This is a genomic window from Tissierellales bacterium (assembly GCA_035301805.1).
Taxonomy (GTDB): domain Bacteria; phylum Bacillota; class Clostridia; order Tissierellales; family DATGTQ01; genus DATGTQ01.
On sequence record DATGTQ010000011.1, the window covers coordinates 1 to 16394 of the forward strand.

Genomic DNA, 16394 nt, shown 5'->3' on the forward strand with positions numbered 1-16394 from the left:
GTTTTTAAATAATGATGATGATGGTGAGGCTTTGGAATATTTGTTTCAAGTATCTAGGAAAGCTGGTGCGGAACTAACGGTTTTAAGATCTAAAGATGTTATTAAGGCGATGGAGGATTTTGGTAGAAACAATTATATAACTCATATAATAATGGGAGCTTCGCCAGACGAAGAAGTTCAAGGAAATAAAAATATAACACTAAATTTAAAAAGTAGATTATCAGGTGTGGAATTTATTATACTATAGTTACTTATTTTCCCTCCTAAAATAAGTATTTTTTTAAAGTTAACACACAATCTATTAATAAGAAGTAATATGTTAGTATAGAATAGAGTTAGGAGGATAATTATGGCTAAAATTAGAAGAATGTTTCCAGGAGGTAATACTTATAAAGGTTCATTTTCTTATCACAAATATATTTTAGGTAAAGGTGGAAAGAAACTTTATATACTTAAGGGAGTGCCAGGTGGGGGCAAATCATCTTTGATGAAAGATATTGCTGATAAGATGTTAAAAAGAAATTTTTCAATAGAATATCATCATTGTCCATCAGACAAGGATTCAGTTGATGGTGTTGTCATAAAAGAATTAAACGTTGCAATAGTGGATGGCACCTTCCCTCATATAATAGATCCTGTTTATCCAGGGTTGTATGAAAAAATTATTAATATAGGTGAATTTGCCTGTGAAGAAAAGCTATTACCTTACAAAGATGAAATAGTTAAGGCAAAAGTTAATAATAAGAATTGTTATAGGCGTACTTATGCTTATTTTCGTGGCGCAAAAGAAATAAGGGAAGAAATTGAAAGTACAAATAGAGAAAAGACTGATTTAGCAAAAGTTTATAAATATATTGAAAAATTAGAAAAAAAACTTTTTGAGAATGTAGAGCCTAGTACCAGATTAGGAATGGATAGACATTTATTTTCATCGGCTTATACACCTGAGGGTTATATAGATTTTACAGATACTTTATTAACTGATGTAGATGAAGTTTATTATATAGCTGGAGAAATTGGAACTGGCAAATCCATACTATTAGACTCTATTTTTGAAAAATCCCTTAGAAAAGGTTTAAATGTGGAAGTATATCATAATCCACTAATGCCTAAGGAAATAGATACACTAATAATTCCTAAATTGGGAACGGCTATTTCTGCAAGTGTTATTTGTAAAGATAAATATACTGAAATGATTGATTTCAGTAAATATATGAAAAATTCTAAGAGAATAGATGAAGATTACGAAATGTATGAAGAATTAATATCTATAGGACTTTCTAGCTTGAAAAAAGCTAAAAACAACCATGAATTACTAGAGGAATACTACCACACTGCTATTGATTATGGCAAAATTGACGAAGTAAAAAGAAAAATTATTTCCGAAATACTATCCTTAACTTAAGGGAATGTTGTTTTCCCTTAAGTTTTTTTATTATTATTTTGATTTTTATATTTCGAAAGCTCCTTTTTTAAAAGATTATTTTCTAATTCTAATTCTTTTTTTTCATAATATAGATTCTTTATGATACTTTCTACATTTGTTTCCTCACAAGATAAAAACTCTAATATGTTTTTTATGGTATTAGTCTGTTCAGAATAATCTTTTAAAGCTCTGCTACCACATAAAAATTCTATACGACTATTTTCTTGGTATCTTTTCCAGTTTCTTATTTTAATTAACCCAATTTCTCCTGTACTTCTGTGATGAGTACCACAGCAAGGAGAAAAGTCAATACCATCAATTTCAACTATACGAATATCTGAATCATTATCAGGTATTTTACTAAGAGGCAGTTTGTCAATATGGCTTCTGCTTATAACATAAGTTTTTATATCAAAATTTGAGAAAATAATTTTGTTTGTAAATTCCTCTACTCTCTTTATAATTTCACAATTAATTTTTTTAAGGGTAATATCTATATATACATAGTCATGGCTAATGTAAAATCCAATAGTTTTAGCACCATATAATTTATAAAAAACAGAAGATAAAAGATGTTGTCCAGTATGTTGTTGCATAAGATCAAATCTATTATTCCAATCGATAGATAAATGTACTTTATCACTATAAATATTATCATTTAATACATGTATGATTTCACCATTTTCTTCAAAAACCTCTACAACTTCTATTCCATTTATAGTACCTTTATCCCTAGGCTGTCCTCCTACTAAATTGGGATAAAAGATAGTTCTATTCAAAGTTATATAATATTTATTATTTACGTATTTTTTGTTAACTACTCTTCCATCTATTTCTCTTAGGTAGGGATTTTTAAGAAAGATTTTTTCGGTCATCTTGTAACCTCCCATTATTGATTATCTAACTTTTATTGTATCAATTGCAGATAATTAACTCAATAGAAATATATTAAAATACTTTTCCAACACTAGCCTTTTAGGTTTATATACGATATAATTTTGTATGAGCAAGGATGAAGTATAATAAAAATTCTATGAAAGGAAAGAATTTTATGGAAAAACCTTTTGTATTTGTCACTGTTCCTTTAGCTTTAGGAATAGTATACTATTTTTTTGTAAAGGTAAATCCAACTTTTTTATTTATAACTTTAATGATCATACTTGCCATATATATATTGTCAATAATATTTAAATCTAATAATAACTATATTTATATTATCCTTACATTTTTTATTTTAGGAATTTTTATCACTTATATTCAAGGGACTAGTAGCAGGTTGCAGAATTTTATAAACAAGAATGTAATAGTAGAGGGTATAGTAATAAAAGGTAGAAATGAGGAAAATGGATTAAATAAATATATAATATTAGCAGACAACATAAACCTTGATAATAAAAGCTATATAGTAAAAGAGAAATTAGTATTAACAATTGTAGGGGAAACAAATATTAAGGTTGGTGAAAGGATTACCTTTAATGGAATCTTAGAAGAACCAAAAAAGAATACTAATCCTAAAATGTTTAATTATAAACTTCACCTTTTATCCCATAAAATACATACCACATCTATAATAAAGGATTACTCTATATTGAAAATTGAAAGTCAAGAATTACCTTGGTATTTAAGAGTAAAACTGATGTTTATAGAAAAAGTAGATAAAACTTTTGATGATTATTTATCAATAGAAAACAGTCTATTAATGAAGTCTATTGTATTAGGAGATTATTCTTACTTAGATGGAAATATTGCAGAAAAATATAGAGAATTAGGGCTTTCACATATAATGGCTATATCGGGACTTCATATTGGTATAATATCTATGTTTTTAATAAGGCTTATGGGTTATGCAGGCCTAGATAGAAGAATAAATTATTCAATTACTATATTAGTAATATGGATTTATGGATATTTTGTGGATTTTCCACCATCTGTAATAAGATCAAATATTATGTTTACTATATTATTCTGCTCTAAAATTACAGCTGAAAAATTTGATTCTATAAATACCCTTTTATTTTCCATGTTTGTGGTCTTAATTTGGAATCCTTTTTGGCTTTTTAATATTGGTTTTCAATTATCCTTTATGGTAACACTGTCCATAATAATATTGACCCCAGCTATAAAAAATAAATTCTACCCCTATAAAAATAGTATTATAAATTCTCTTTCTGGGATTATAGCAGCCCAACTTGGTTCATTACCTATAATAGCTTATTATTTTAATACTATATCTTTAGTAAGTATTTTTGCTAATTTAGTAGTTGTACCGGTACTAAGTTTGTGCCTTATATTAAGCTTTTTACTGATTTTTCTTTCGGTAATAAGTGAAGTTCTTGCAAGTTCTTTAGGTATTATATTGAACTTTTTATTGTATATACAAAATATAGTTACAGATTTTATACAAAGTCTTCCTTTTGTTTCTATGAAAGTAGTTTCCCCCAAATTTATAAATATTTTGTTATATTATTTTATAATTTTATGTATTTTTAATATTATAGATTTATACAGAGTTAATAGAGAGGTTAAGAGAATTATAGTATATTATTTAGTAATATTTGTAGTTGGAACAAGTTTTATTCACTTATCAGATGATACCTTAGCCGTTAATTTTGTTGATGTAGGCCAGGGAGATTGTATATTAATAGAAAAAGATAATAGAGCTTTTTTAGTTGATACAGGAGGAAGTTTTTTTAATGATTCTAGTATAGGAAAAAATATAGTTCTACCTTATTTAATGAAAAAGGGAATTTTTAAAATAGATGGTATGTTTATTTCGCATTTTCATTTAGATCATTGTGAAAGTCTTCCCTATCTAATGGAACATTTAAAAATTGAGGAAATTTATATAAGCTATGAAGAGGAAAATAATAGTTTATACAATGATATTCTTATGAAAGGTAGAGAACAGGATATTCCAATTGTAAAGTTACTGGTAGGAGATAAATATTATGTTGATAAAAATACATATTTTGAAGTTATAAGCCCAGATAATCTGGTTATTGAAAAGGAAAAGCTAAATGAAAACAATAAATCTATGGTTTTAATGTTAAACAGTCATAATCAAAGGGTATTATTTACAGGAGATATTGAGGAAGAGGTTGAAATGTATCTTAGCAATAAAATAGATTATACTATTGATTTTTTAAAAGTTCCCCATCATGGAAGTGATACATCTTCGTCTTCTATATTTATTGATAGGGTAAAACCTAAATATGCATTTATTCAAGTGGGAAAGAATAATTTTGGACATCCTAGTGAAGAAGTTTTAAAAAACTATAAAGATAGGGGAATTATCGTATATAGGAATGATTTATATGGGCATATAGAAGTTTTAATAAATAAAGATGATTATTTAATTAATCCCTATAATAAAGAGAAATTTAGTATAATAGAGTTAATAGTTTCCTATAGTTTTATTATTAGTTATAATATAGTTTATTTAATAATATCTTATACAATGATCAAAAAATATACTGTTGTAATGGAAAGGTTGAAAATAATTGACTTATAAAATACTTAATAAGCAGATAACGAATAAAAATATTGCATCGGTCTATCTTTTTTATGGAGAAGAGGAATATTTAATAGATTATTATATACAGAAAATAAAAGATACCTTTATTCCTAAAGAAATAGAAAGTTTAAACTTTATAACATTAGATGGTAATAATGTTGATTTAGAAACTATATATAATGCTTGTGAAACTTTGCCCTTTATGTCTGAAAAAAGAATTATAGTAATTAAGGATTTAAATATTTTTTCAAGACAATCTAAGAAGTCCAAAAAAGAAAAGTATTTTGATGAGGATGATAGAAAGAAATTAGAAGAGTATATATGTTGTTTATCAGATGATATTTGTGTAGTTTTTGTTGAAAAAGGGAAAAAGGCTGATAAATCAAGAAAAATAGTGAAAAACATAAATAAGATAGGTGGATTAGTAGAGTTTAGTAAATTAAAAGGTAATGATTTAGATAACTGGATTGAAAAAGCATTTAAAGAAGAAAATAAAAAAATTTCTAGGGCAAATATAAATTATTTTATTCAATCTTCAGCTTATTTTGATAGGGATAATCATAAGACTCTTTATAATTTAAGAAATGAAATAATTAAGTTATCTAATTATATTGGAAGCAGAAAAGAAGTTAAAAAGGAAGATATAGATGATATTGTTGCAAAGTCTCTTGAAAGAAATATTTTTAGATTATTAAATAGTATAAGTGAAAGAAACATTGATAGTTCCTTAAAGATATTTAATGAAATGTATTTACTAAATGAGCCTCTACAATTGATTTTACATATGATTATTAGGCAACTTAGATTAATGTTAATGTATAAAATATTAAGTGAAAAAGGATATTACGAAAATAATATTTCTAAAAAAATGAAGGTGAAACTTTATGAATTTAATAAGGTTAAAAATTATAGTAGAAACTTTTCTACTATTCAATTAGAGAAATCCTTAAATTATTGTTTAGAAGTAGATAAATGTATAAAGACCAGTTCAATAAATGAAAAACTTATAATGGAAATGTTGTTGATAAATCTATGTAAATTAAGTGCATAATAAATAAAGAAACGAGGAAGTCTACAATAACAGATTTTCTCGTTTCTTTATTTACTTATACATAGATTAATAAAAACTTCGGTTTCTCCGAAGTTTCTACTAAATAGCTTTATTGATTTCTAAGTTAAGTTTTTTGTGTAACTTACTAACTTTTCTTTGTGCAGTATTTTTGTGAACAGTATTTTTAATAACTGCTTTCTTTAGCTTTTTATCAATAATTACAAGTAACTTTTGAGCTTTTTCAAGATTTTCATTTTCTAAAGCGTCATCAAAGTCTTTTATATATGTTTTAATTTCTGATACTCTCTTTTTATTAGTAACAGTTTTTCTTTCAGCTACTCCTATACGTTTTTTAGCAGATTTAATATTTGCCACAATTTCACCTCCTTATATCTAACAAGGTACATTTTATCATAAAAAAAATGAATTATCAACTTTGTATACATAAAAAAGGTTAAAATACTAAAGATAATGTAAAGTGGTGATAAAAAGGAGGAGACATGTAATGTTTCAAGTAAGAACAGATTTGGCAATTGAGAATAGGGAATTGTATCAAGAAGAAAACGAAAGGGAGGTACCGGGGGTAAAAGTAGAGCAAGAGGATGAAAAAAACTATATAGTAACAAGAGTTAAGGTCCTAGACGAAACAGGCGCAAAGATAATGGGGAAACCAATAGGTAGTTACATAACAATAGAGATACCTCAACTAAAAAGCGCCGATGAAGAATTAAGAGATAAGGCAAGTAAAATATTAGCAAAAGAAATTAAAGTTCTTGCCAAAAATGATAAAAGGACTAAAACATTAATTGTAGGTTTAGGAAATTGGAATGTGACTCCAGATGCTTTAGGTCCAAAGGTTATAGAAAATGTTATAGTGACTCGACAATACTTTCTAGCCTATCAAAAAGAAGATGATGATTCTGTTAGTAATGTGTCCGCTATATCTCCAGGAGTTATGGGATTAACAGGGATAGAAACAGGTGAAATTATAAAAGGGATAGTAGAAAAAACTAGCCCAGATATAGTAATTGCTATAGATGCTTTAGCTTCCAGAAACATGAACAGGGTAAGTACTACTATCCAAATCTCGGATACTGGTATTAATCCAGGTAGTGGAGTAGGAAATAAAAGAATAGCTTTGAATGAAGAATATTTAGGAGTACCTGTAATATCTATAGGTATACCTACTGTTGTAGATGCTGCTACAATGGTTAATGATACTATGGATTTAATTATTGATTCTTTACAAAAAGAAGCAAAAGTGGGAACTGAATTTTATTCAATGTTAAATGAAGTTTCTAAAGAAGAAAAACATGCACTGATTAAAGAAGTGTTAGAACCATTTATGCCTAATGTAGTAGTAACACCGAAGGAAATTGATGAGCTAATTGATAATTTATCTGAAGTAATAGGTACAGGGTTAAACCGATGCTTCCATCATAGTATTAATGTTTAATCATAATAGGCCTTGTATTAGAATATAATATTTATATTGCAAGAAATGTAACTAAGGGGTGTTTGAATATGCAATTGAAAAAGACAAGGCTAATTTACATCTTATTTGCAATGTTTTGCATGTTGGTTTTCTTTGTTGGTTCATTTTTAGTAATAAGAAATGGAGAAATTCAATACTATAGTGCATCTAATGATGAAAATACTATAGAGGTATTTAAACAGGATGAGAAAAGGAATAGAAATAACAATTTTATTTTGTTGGAAATGCTAGGTAAATCTAATTCCCATATAAAAATGTTTATGAAAGAAAAGTCTGAGAATTATGTTGGATATTTCCGTTATTTAAGAGATAATTTTAATTTTTCTTTTGGGGTAAAAGAATTAATCAGGTCTCAATTTCCTACTATTTTATCTTTTAATAACGCTTCTATAGATTTAAGGAAAGATAAATCCACTTCTTCACGAAAAAAAGAAGATTTTGAAGTATTAGAGGACTTAATATTAATAGACGAGTTAATGGAAGATGAAGAAGGAGAATTATTAGAACTTAATAAGAACAAAAATATAGCAGAAGGGGAAATTCCCAAACCTAAAGGTATTACCCCTATAAAAATAGATAAGAAAAAGCCATATATTTTAATATACCATACCCATGGAACAGAATCTTATTTGCCAATAAAAGATGACAATTATCATACAACGGATAAAGCTTACAATGTATTGATGGTGGGAGAAATAATGGAAAAGGTTTTGACAGATAGAGGGCATAAAGTGCGACATATTGAAACCTATCATGATTATCCATCTTATACAGGCTCTTATTCAAGATCTTTAACAACGGCAAATACAAAGCTAAAGGAAGAACCAAATTTAAAGGTAGTTTTTGATGTCCATAGAGATGGGATTCCAGAGAATGCTAGTTATAAGAGCAAGGCTATAGCGCAAGCTAAAACAAATATAAATGGAAAAGAAGTAGCTACTTTTTCTATGGTAATAGGACCAGAAACACCGAATAAAGATGAAGTATTAAATTTTGCAAAATATATAAAAGAAGTATCAGATTCTATGTACCCAGGACTCTGTGTTGGAATTGTTGAAAAACCAAAGGGGAAATTTAATCAATTCGTTTCGAATCATTATGCATTAATAGAAATGGGAAGTAATTTTAATACTATTGAGGAAGCAAAGGAAACAGCGGTATTGTTGGGAGAAGTAATAGACGTTGTTATAAATAATATTCAAGAGTAAAAGACTTTTTAAAAAGTTAAAAATGTAGTATAATATTATTTAACCTTTTAGAGTGGAGGGATACTAATGGAAAAAGATAAGATGAAAAGTGAAATAATCGATTGGACAAAAAGTATTTTACTAGCTATAGTTATAGCACTTTTTATCAAAACTTTTATATTTAATACTACCTATGTTCTTGGAATCTCTATGAACCCGACTCTTTATGAAAAAGATAGGTTATTTACTAATAAGGTTTCCATGAAATTATTTGGTGTTAAAAGAGGAGATATTATAGTTTTAGAGGCACCAGATGCACCGGAAAAAGACTATATAAAGCGTGTAATAGCCGTAGAGGGAGATACAGTAGAAATAAAAGATGGAAAGGTATATTTGAATGGTAAAATACTAGACGAAAATTATTTAGAAGATAATATATATACTCATACCTATGAACAAAGCTATTGGGAAGTACCGGAAGACCATGTTTTTGTTTTAGGGGATAATAGACATGAAGGGGCTAGTGTAGATAGTAGAATTTTTGACTCTGTGCCCATTGAATCTGTAAAGGGTGTATCTAATTTTAGGTATTTTCCTTTTAATAAGAAATTTGGAAAGCTAGAGTAAGGTGATTTGTTATAGAAACTAGGGAAAGAGAAACTAGAGTAAAAAAGCTTAAAAAAAGAAAAAAGGCAGGAAGAAGAAAATTATTTAGACATATCCTATTATTTTTTACTATAATAACTTTTATATTAGCCTTAAATCAGGTAAAAATTTCCATGGAAGAATTAATGCTAATTGAAAGTAAAAGTATTTTAAAAATAAACAATTATTTAAGGCCGGATAGTTAGGCCTTTTTAATTTACTTATGTAAGAATTTTTGCTATAATTGTTGAAGATTGTGTTCATACTTCTTAAGGAGGATATTTATGCAAGATAAGCAAAAGAGAACGAGAAATTTTTCAATTATTGCTCATATTGATCATGGAAAGTCAACTTTGGCAGATAGGCTTATTGAAAAGACAGGCCTGTTTACCCATAGAGAAATGCAAGAACAGGTATTAGACAATATGGATTTAGAAAAAGAGAGAGGTATCACTATTAAGTTAAAGACTGTGAGGCTTAAGTACAAAGCAAAAGATAATGAAGAATATATTTTAAATCTTATAGACACCCCTGGCCATGTAGATTTTAATTATGAAGTATCTAGAAGTTTAGCTGCTTGTGAAGGTGCTTTATTAATAGTAGATGCAACTCAGGGCATTGAGGCTCAAACTTTGGCTAATGTATATTTGGCATTGGAACAGGATTTAGAAATTATACCTATAATTAATAAAATAGATTTGCCAAGTGCAAGACCAGAGGAAGTTAAAAAAGAAATTGAGGAAGTTATAGGAATAGATTGTACCGATGCACCTTTAATTTCTGCAAAAGATGGTATAAATATAGAAGCAGTATTAGAAGAAATTGTGGAAAAGGTACCTGCACCAACAGGGGATATAGAAGCACCCTTAAAGGCTTTAATATTTGATTCTTATTATGATAGTTATAAAGGTGTAGTGGCCTTTATTCGTGTTACTGAGGGAAATGTAAAACCGGGAATGAAAATAAGAATGATGTCTACTGGTAAGGATTTTGAAGTCACAGAAGTTGGAATTAGTACATCGAAACATGAAGGGGTAGATGTATTAAAGGCAGGGGATGTAGGCTATTTAACTGCCAGTATAAAAAATGTAAAAGATGCTCAGGTAGGGGATACTATTACTAATACAAATAATCCTACAAGGGAACCTTTACCTGGATATAAAGAGGTTACACCGATGGTTTATTGTGGGTTATATCCAGCAGAGGGGGAAGATTTTAATTCAGTTAGGGATGCATTGGAAAAACTTCAAGTTAATGATGCAAGTTTAGTTTTTGAACCAGAGACTTCTATAGCATTAGGCTATGGATTTAGATGTGGATTTTTAGGATTATTACATTTAGAAATTGTGCAGGAAAGATTAGAAAGGGAGTTTGATCTTAATATAATTGCGACGGCCCCTAGTGTTATATATAAAATAGTAAAAAATAATGGAGAGATTTTATGGATTCAAAATCCAACAAATATGCCAGAGCAAACTGAAATTATGCAAATGGAAGAACCTATAGTGGATGCATCTATTATGGTTCCTGTAGATTATATAGGGCCTATAATGGAACTTAGTCAAGATAGAAGAGGTATATTTAAAAACATGGAGTATTTAGAAGAAACTAGAGTAGTTATGCATTATGAAATACCTTTAAATGAAGTAATATATGACTTTTTTGATGTTTTAAAATCCAGAACCAGGGGTTTTGCATCCTTAGACTATGAATTTAAAGGTTACCAACCAGCAAAGCTGGTTAAATTAGATGTATTAATAAATGAAGAAATAGTAGATGCTTTTTCTATAATAGTTCATGAAGATAAGGCTTATGAAAGAGGTAGAAGTATTGCAGAACGGTTAAAAGATGCAGTGCCAAGACATCAATTTGCCGTACCTATACAGGCTGCTATAGGTTCTAGAATAATAGCTAGGGAAACTGTTAGAGCATTAAGAAAAGATGTTTTAGCAAAATGTTATGGTGGAGATATAAGTAGAAAGAAGAAACTTCTTGAAAAACAAAAAGAAGGTAAAAAAAGAATGAGACAAGTAGGTTCAGTTGAAATACCTCAAGAAGCTTTCTTATCTGTATTAAAATATGATGAAAAGAAATAATGCACACTTAAAGTGTGCATTATTATTGGGAGGAAAAGATTTTGGAACCATTAGGATTATATATCCATATACCATTCTGCAAGAGTAAATGTTATTATTGTGATTTTTTATCTTACTCTCATAAGGATTCTTTTATGGATAAATATATAAAATATCTAAATAGAGAAATTGATTTATATTCTGATATCCTTAAAGATTCTATAATAGAAACAATTTTTATAGGAGGTGGAACACCTTCTCACATTAGTGAAGTATACATTTCTAGAATCCTTAAAAATATAAACCAAAAACTGGATATTTCAAAAGTTAATGAAATTACACTAGAGGCAAATCCTTGCACCTTAAATGAAAAGAAACTTAATGTATATAATAAGTTAGGAGTAAATCGTATTAGTTTAGGGGTACAATCAATGGATAATAAGATTCTTAAAAAAATAGGAAGGATTCATACAGAAGAAGATATTTATAAAAGTTATAACCTAATTAAAAAAACTGGGTTTGAAAATGTAAATATTGATTTAATATTTGGGTTACCAGACCAAAAATTAGAAGATATATTAGAAACTTTAAAAAAAGTTGTTGATCTTAATGTAGAACATATTTCTTTTTATAGCCTAATTATAGAAGAAGGGACTAAATACTACACTTGGCTAGATGAAGGTAAAATATCTTTGCCAGAAGAAAAATTAGAAAGACAAATGTATCATAAGGGGAAAGAGTATCTAATAGAGAATGGTTATGAACATTATGAAATATCAAACTTTGCAAAAAAAGGTTTTGAATCAAAACATAATGTATTATATTGGACTGTAAAACCCTATGTAGGTCTAGGTATAGGAGCACATTCTAATTTAAATAATATAAGGTATTGGAACTGGGAAGATTTCGAAAGTTATTTTAAATATATAGATGAAAAGAGATTACCTATTGAAGGCAACGAGAGTATAAACAAAGAAATGGAAATAGCCGAATATGCAATGTTAGGACTTAGATTGACTAAAGGTATTAGTAAGAGGGATTTTTTTAATAGATTCCATAAGAATATAGAAGAGATATATGGGGATGTATTAAAAAAACATGAAAGAAATAATTTGCTTAAAATTGGTAAAGACAGGATTAAACTAACAAATAAAGGATTAGATTTAGCAAATATTGTATTTATTGACCTATTTCCTAATAAGAAATAAGGTTTTTTGGTAAAAGGTATTGACAAAAAGGAAGAGTAATGGTAACTTTAAATCGTAAGCGTTAGCACTCATGTCAATAGAGTGCTAACAAGCCCATCTATTAACATTTTAAAATTTTATGGGGTGGTAAAAATGCTTGATGACAGAAAAATGAAAGTGCTCCATGCTATAATAAATAGTTACATTATTAGTGCAGAGCCTATAGGCTCAAGAACTATTTCAAAAGAATATAATATTGGAGTAAGTTCAGCTACTATTAGAAATGAGATGTCAGATTTAGAAGAATTGGGCTATTTAAATAAACCCCATACATCTGCAGGTAGGATTCCATCTGATAAAGCTTATAGACTATATGTAGATGCAATTTTAAATCAATCTAAAAACTTGAAGCATGGAAATTCAGTTAGTAAAAATTTGAAAAAAATTCTTCTAAAAGAAGTTAGGGAAATGGAAGAATTAATACAAAATGCAACAAAAATATTGGCTGGGATTACTAATTATACTGCTTTAGCAATGACCCCCCAATTAAAAGAGAGCACTTTAAAGCATATACAACTTGTATCTATAAATGAAAATAAAATTCTGATTGTTATAGTAAATGACTCTGGCATAGTTAAAAATACTGCATTTAGGGTTGATAAATCTATTTCTGAAGAGCAACTGAACCTGATCTCTAATTTTTTAAATAAGAAATTAAAAGGTTTAACCCTTGAAGAAATTAGTGAAGAAATAAAAACAGGTTTACTAGATCAACTATACGATTACAAAACAATTGTAGAAAATATAATTCCAATAATAAGCCATTCCCTTAATAGGGCAGAGGATGTAGATGTTATTTCAGATGGAGTTACTAATATTTTTAATTTTCCGGAGTATAAAGATATAGCTAGAGCAAGAACATTTATATCTTTCTTAGAAGAAAAAGATTTAGTAGTGGAGCTTCTATTAAATAATAGCAACGATGATATAGATATAGTTATTGGAAATGAGAATTCATATGATGAAATTAAAGATTGTAGTTTAATAATCGCAACTTATAAATTTGCTGGAGAGACAATAGGAAAGATTGGAGTAATTGGGCCAACGCGAATGGATTACTATAGAGTCATTGATGCAGTTAAAATGCTTTCTGTAAATTTAACAGAGGTATTAGATAAATACTTTGCTAAATGATAGAGTGTAAGTAATCCTTACACTCTATTTAAAGTTTACTACTTCACAATAAAGAGGTGATATAATGGGGAAGCTAGAAGACTCAGAAGAAAATGAAATAAAGGATGAAAAGGTAAATGTAAAATTAGATGATGAAAAAAATGAAAATTTAAAAGATGAAAGTGAAGAATTAAAGGATGAAGAAGTAAAGGAAAAAGAAAATAGCGAAAATGAAACAACTGAGGAAACAAAGTTATTGGAGCTGGAAGAAGAATTAAAAAGTAAAGACCAGGAAATTGAAAATTTAAATGACAGTTTTCTGCGTTTGCAAGCTGATTTTATGAATTATAAAAAGAGGGCAGAAAAAGATAAAATCGATACTATAGCTTATGCAAATGAGAAGTTAATATGTGATTTATTGCCTGTCATTGATAATCTTGAAAGAGCTTTAAAAACTAGTGAAGATGGAGAAAATAGCTTTTGGGAGGGAACAAAACTTATTCGTGATCAATTAGTTAAGATCCTTGTGGATAATGGCCTTGAAGAAATTGAAGCCTTAGGAAAAGACTTTGATCCTAATTATCATCATGCTGCCTTAATGGAAGAAAGCGAAGATAAAGATGAAGGGGTAATTTTAGAAATTTTTCAAAAAGGCTATATGCTTAAAGATAAAGTTATTAGACCTAGTATGGTAAAGGTTGCTAAATAAAAGAACAATGTAAAATGTAAGGAGGATTAGCATTATGGGAAAAATAATTGGAATTGATTTAGGAACAACAAACTCATGTGTTGCTGTAATGGAAGGTGGAGAACCTGTAATATTACCTAATACTGAAGGAAATAGAACTACACCATCAGTAGTAGCTTTTACAAAGGATGGTGAAAGATTAGTAGGTGAAACAGCAAAAAGACAAGCAGTTACAAATCCTGACAAAACTATAATGTCAATAAAAAGAGAAATGGGTAGTAATTTTAAAGTAAATATAGATGGAAAAGATAATACACCAGAGGAAATATCTGCAATGGTACTTCAAAAGATAAAGGCAGATGCAGAAAACTATTTAGGAGAAGAAATAAAGGATGCTGTAATAACAGTACCTGCATATTTTACAGATAGTCAAAGACAAGCGACAAAAGATGCAGGACAAATTGCAGGACTTAATGTAAAAAGGATAATAAATGAACCTACTGCTGCGGCATTGGCTTATGGGATGGATAAGGAAGATTCTAACCATAAGATAATGGTATTTGACTTAGGTGGAGGAACTTTTGACGTTTCAATTCTTGAATTAGGCGATGGAGTATTTGAAGTTATTGCTACTAGAGGAAACAATAAACTAGGTGGAGACGATTTTGATGAGGCCTTAATTGATTATATAGCAGAAGAATTTAAAAAAGAAAAAGGTGTTGATTTAAGACAAGATAGTATGGCTTTACAAAGACTTAAAGAAGCTGCAGAAAAGGCTAAAAAAGAATTGTCTACTGTTAAGACTACTAATGTAAATTTACCTTTTGTTACAGCTACTCAATCAGGTCCTATCCACTTAAATATGGATATATCAAGAGCTAAATTTGAAGACTTAATTTCAGATTTAGTGGGAAAAACATTGGACCCTGTAAAAAAGGCATTGAAAGATGGAGGATTAGAACCAGCAGATATTGATAAAGTAATATTAGTTGGAGGTTCAACTAGAGTACCTGCTGTACAAAAAGCAGTTAAAGATCTTATTAAAAAAGAACCTCAAAAAGATATTAATCCTGATGAATGTGTAGCTATGGGTGCAGCTATACAAGGTGGAGTACTTAGTGGAGATGTTAAAGACATATTACTATTGGATGTTACTCCGTTATCCCTAGGTATAGAAACTGTAGGAAATATTGCTACAAAATTAATTGAAAGAAACACTACTATACCGACAAAGAAAACTCAAATATTTAGTAATGCAGAAGACAATCAAACAGCAGCAGAAATTCATGTAGTCCAAGGCGAAAGGACTATGGCATCAGATAATGTTACATTGGGCAGATTTCAATTAACAGGAATACCACCAGCACCAAAAGGAGCAGCACAAATAGAAATTACCTATGATATAGATGCTAATGGAATTTTAAATGTAAGTGCAAAAGATTTAGGGACTGGAAAAGAACAGAGCATCACTATAACAGGCTCTACTACTTTATCTGATGAAGAAATTGACAAGAAGGTAAAAGAAGCAGAAAAATATGCGGAAGAAGATAAAAAGAAACAAGAAGAAGTTGAAGTTAGAAATAATGCAGACTCACTAGTATATCAAACAGAAAAGGCTCTTAAGGATTTAGGGGATAAGGTTACAGATGCAGAAAAAGAGAAGGTTGAAGGTAAACTTGACGAATTGAAAAAAGCTATAGAAGAAGATGATGTAGAAAAAATGAAAGTCAAGACAGAAGAATTAACTACAGAATTTCATACATTATCACAAAAGTTATATGAACAAGCAGCACAAGAAAATGCACAAAATGAACAAGGTAGTAATGGGGATGACGAAGATGATGTAGTTGATGCTGACTATGAAGTTATGGATGATGAAGAATAGAAAATGTTAAAAAGAAAAAAATCAAAGCTAAATAATTTTATTTAGCTTTGATTTTTGATACAATAGGT

14 protein-coding genes are annotated in these 16394 nt (G+C 28.7%); 12 read left to right on the top strand and 2 right to left on the bottom strand.

Features of this window, described 5'->3' with window-relative positions:
- Both VK071_00335 and VK071_00340 read left to right on the top strand, forming a co-directional pair.
- On the top strand, positions 1-247 hold a 247-nt coding region (locus VK071_00335; protein ID HLR33762.1), incomplete at its 5' end, for a universal stress protein UspA.
- 102 nt (positions 248-349) lie between these two features.
- Entirely contained in the window at positions 350-1405 is a 1056-nt protein-coding gene (locus tag VK071_00340) for an ATP-binding protein (protein HLR33763.1), read from the top strand.
- A gap of 17 nt (positions 1406-1422) precedes the next feature.
- Here VK071_00340 and VK071_00345 read toward each other — a convergent pair whose 3' ends face one another.
- Entirely contained in the window at positions 1423-2301 is an 879-nt protein-coding gene (locus tag VK071_00345; protein ID HLR33764.1) for an alanyl-tRNA editing protein, read from the bottom strand.
- Between the two features lie 158 nt (positions 2302-2459).
- On the opposite strand from VK071_00345, the gene VK071_00350 reads away from it, so the two are divergent.
- Both VK071_00350 and holA read left to right on the top strand, forming a co-directional pair.
- Complete coding sequence (locus VK071_00350; protein ID HLR33765.1) at positions 2460-4937, top strand: DNA internalization-related competence protein ComEC/Rec2; 2478 nt, start codon at positions 2460-2462, stop codon at positions 4935-4937.
- Entirely contained in the window at positions 4927-5991 is a 1065-nt protein-coding gene (gene holA, locus VK071_00355; GenBank protein ID HLR33766.1) for a DNA polymerase III subunit delta, read from the top strand. Before VK071_00350 ends, holA begins: the two co-directional genes overlap by 11 nt.
- Before the next feature lie 99 nt (positions 5992-6090).
- On the opposite strand, the gene rpsT is transcribed toward holA, so the two are convergent.
- Positions 6091-6366, bottom strand: coding sequence for a 30S ribosomal protein S20 (gene rpsT, locus VK071_00360; GenBank protein ID HLR33767.1), 276 nt, complete (start codon positions 6364-6366; stop codon positions 6091-6093).
- A gap of 130 nt (positions 6367-6496) precedes the next feature.
- On the opposite strand from rpsT, the gene gpr reads away from it, so the two are divergent.
- From gpr to dnaK, 8 genes are all read left to right on the top strand, one after another.
- Entirely contained in the window at positions 6497-7447 is a 951-nt protein-coding gene (gene gpr / locus VK071_00365; protein HLR33768.1) for a GPR endopeptidase, read from the top strand.
- Positions 7448-7515: 68 nt separating this feature from the next.
- Positions 7516-8694 (top strand): stage II sporulation protein P, encoded by a 1179-nt coding sequence (locus tag VK071_00370; protein ID HLR33769.1) that lies wholly within the window; start codon positions 7516-7518, stop codon positions 8692-8694.
- Positions 8695-8760: 66 nt separating this feature from the next.
- The gene (gene lepB, locus VK071_00375) at positions 8761-9300 is read left to right on the top strand and encodes a signal peptidase I (GenBank protein HLR33770.1); all 540 of its coding nucleotides are present in this window, start codon (positions 8761-8763) and stop codon (positions 9298-9300) included.
- A 302-nt stretch (positions 9301-9602) separates the two neighbouring features.
- Positions 9603-11414 (top strand): translation elongation factor 4, encoded by a 1812-nt coding sequence (lepA, locus tag VK071_00380; protein ID HLR33771.1) that lies wholly within the window; start codon positions 9603-9605, stop codon positions 11412-11414.
- Between the two features lie 41 nt (positions 11415-11455).
- Complete coding sequence (gene hemW / locus VK071_00385) at positions 11456-12601, top strand: radical SAM family heme chaperone HemW (protein ID HLR33772.1); 1146 nt, start codon at positions 11456-11458, stop codon at positions 12599-12601.
- 132 nt (positions 12602-12733) lie between these two features.
- Positions 12734-13774 carry a heat-inducible transcriptional repressor HrcA gene (hrcA, locus tag VK071_00390; protein ID HLR33773.1) on the top strand — a complete coding sequence of 347 codons (1041 nt, stop codon included), beginning with the start codon at positions 12734-12736 and terminating at the stop codon, positions 13772-13774.
- A gap of 64 nt (positions 13775-13838) precedes the next feature.
- Complete coding sequence (grpE, locus tag VK071_00395) at positions 13839-14462, top strand: nucleotide exchange factor GrpE (GenBank protein HLR33774.1); 624 nt, start codon at positions 13839-13841, stop codon at positions 14460-14462.
- A 34-nt stretch (positions 14463-14496) separates the two neighbouring features.
- Positions 14497-16326: a molecular chaperone DnaK gene (gene dnaK, locus VK071_00400; GenBank protein ID HLR33775.1), complete on the top strand. Its 1830-nt coding sequence runs from the start codon at positions 14497-14499 to the stop codon at positions 16324-16326.
- Positions 16327-16394: the final 68 nt, after the last annotated feature.

Coding starts and splice junctions, on each gene's coding strand:
- VK071_00340 (HLR33763.1), top strand. CDS start 350: ATGGCTAAAATTAGAAGAATGTTTCCAGGAGGTAATACTTATAAAGGT.
- VK071_00345 (HLR33764.1), bottom strand. CDS start 2,301: ATGACCGAAAAAATCTTTCTTAAAAATCCCTACCTAAGAGAAATAGAT.
- VK071_00350 (HLR33765.1), top strand. CDS start 2,460: ATGAAAGGAAAGAATTTTATGGAAAAACCTTTTGTATTTGTCACTGTT.
- gpr (HLR33768.1), top strand. CDS start 6,497: ATGTTTCAAGTAAGAACAGATTTGGCAATTGAGAATAGGGAATTGTAT.
- VK071_00370 (HLR33769.1), top strand. CDS start 7,516: ATGCAATTGAAAAAGACAAGGCTAATTTACATCTTATTTGCAATGTTT.
- lepB (HLR33770.1), top strand. CDS start 8,761: ATGGAAAAAGATAAGATGAAAAGTGAAATAATCGATTGGACAAAAAGT.
- lepA (HLR33771.1), top strand. CDS start 9,603: ATGCAAGATAAGCAAAAGAGAACGAGAAATTTTTCAATTATTGCTCAT.
- hrcA (HLR33773.1), top strand. CDS start 12,734: ATGCTTGATGACAGAAAAATGAAAGTGCTCCATGCTATAATAAATAGT.
- grpE (HLR33774.1), top strand. CDS start 13,839: ATGGGGAAGCTAGAAGACTCAGAAGAAAATGAAATAAAGGATGAAAAG.
- dnaK (HLR33775.1), top strand. CDS start 14,497: ATGGGAAAAATAATTGGAATTGATTTAGGAACAACAAACTCATGTGTT.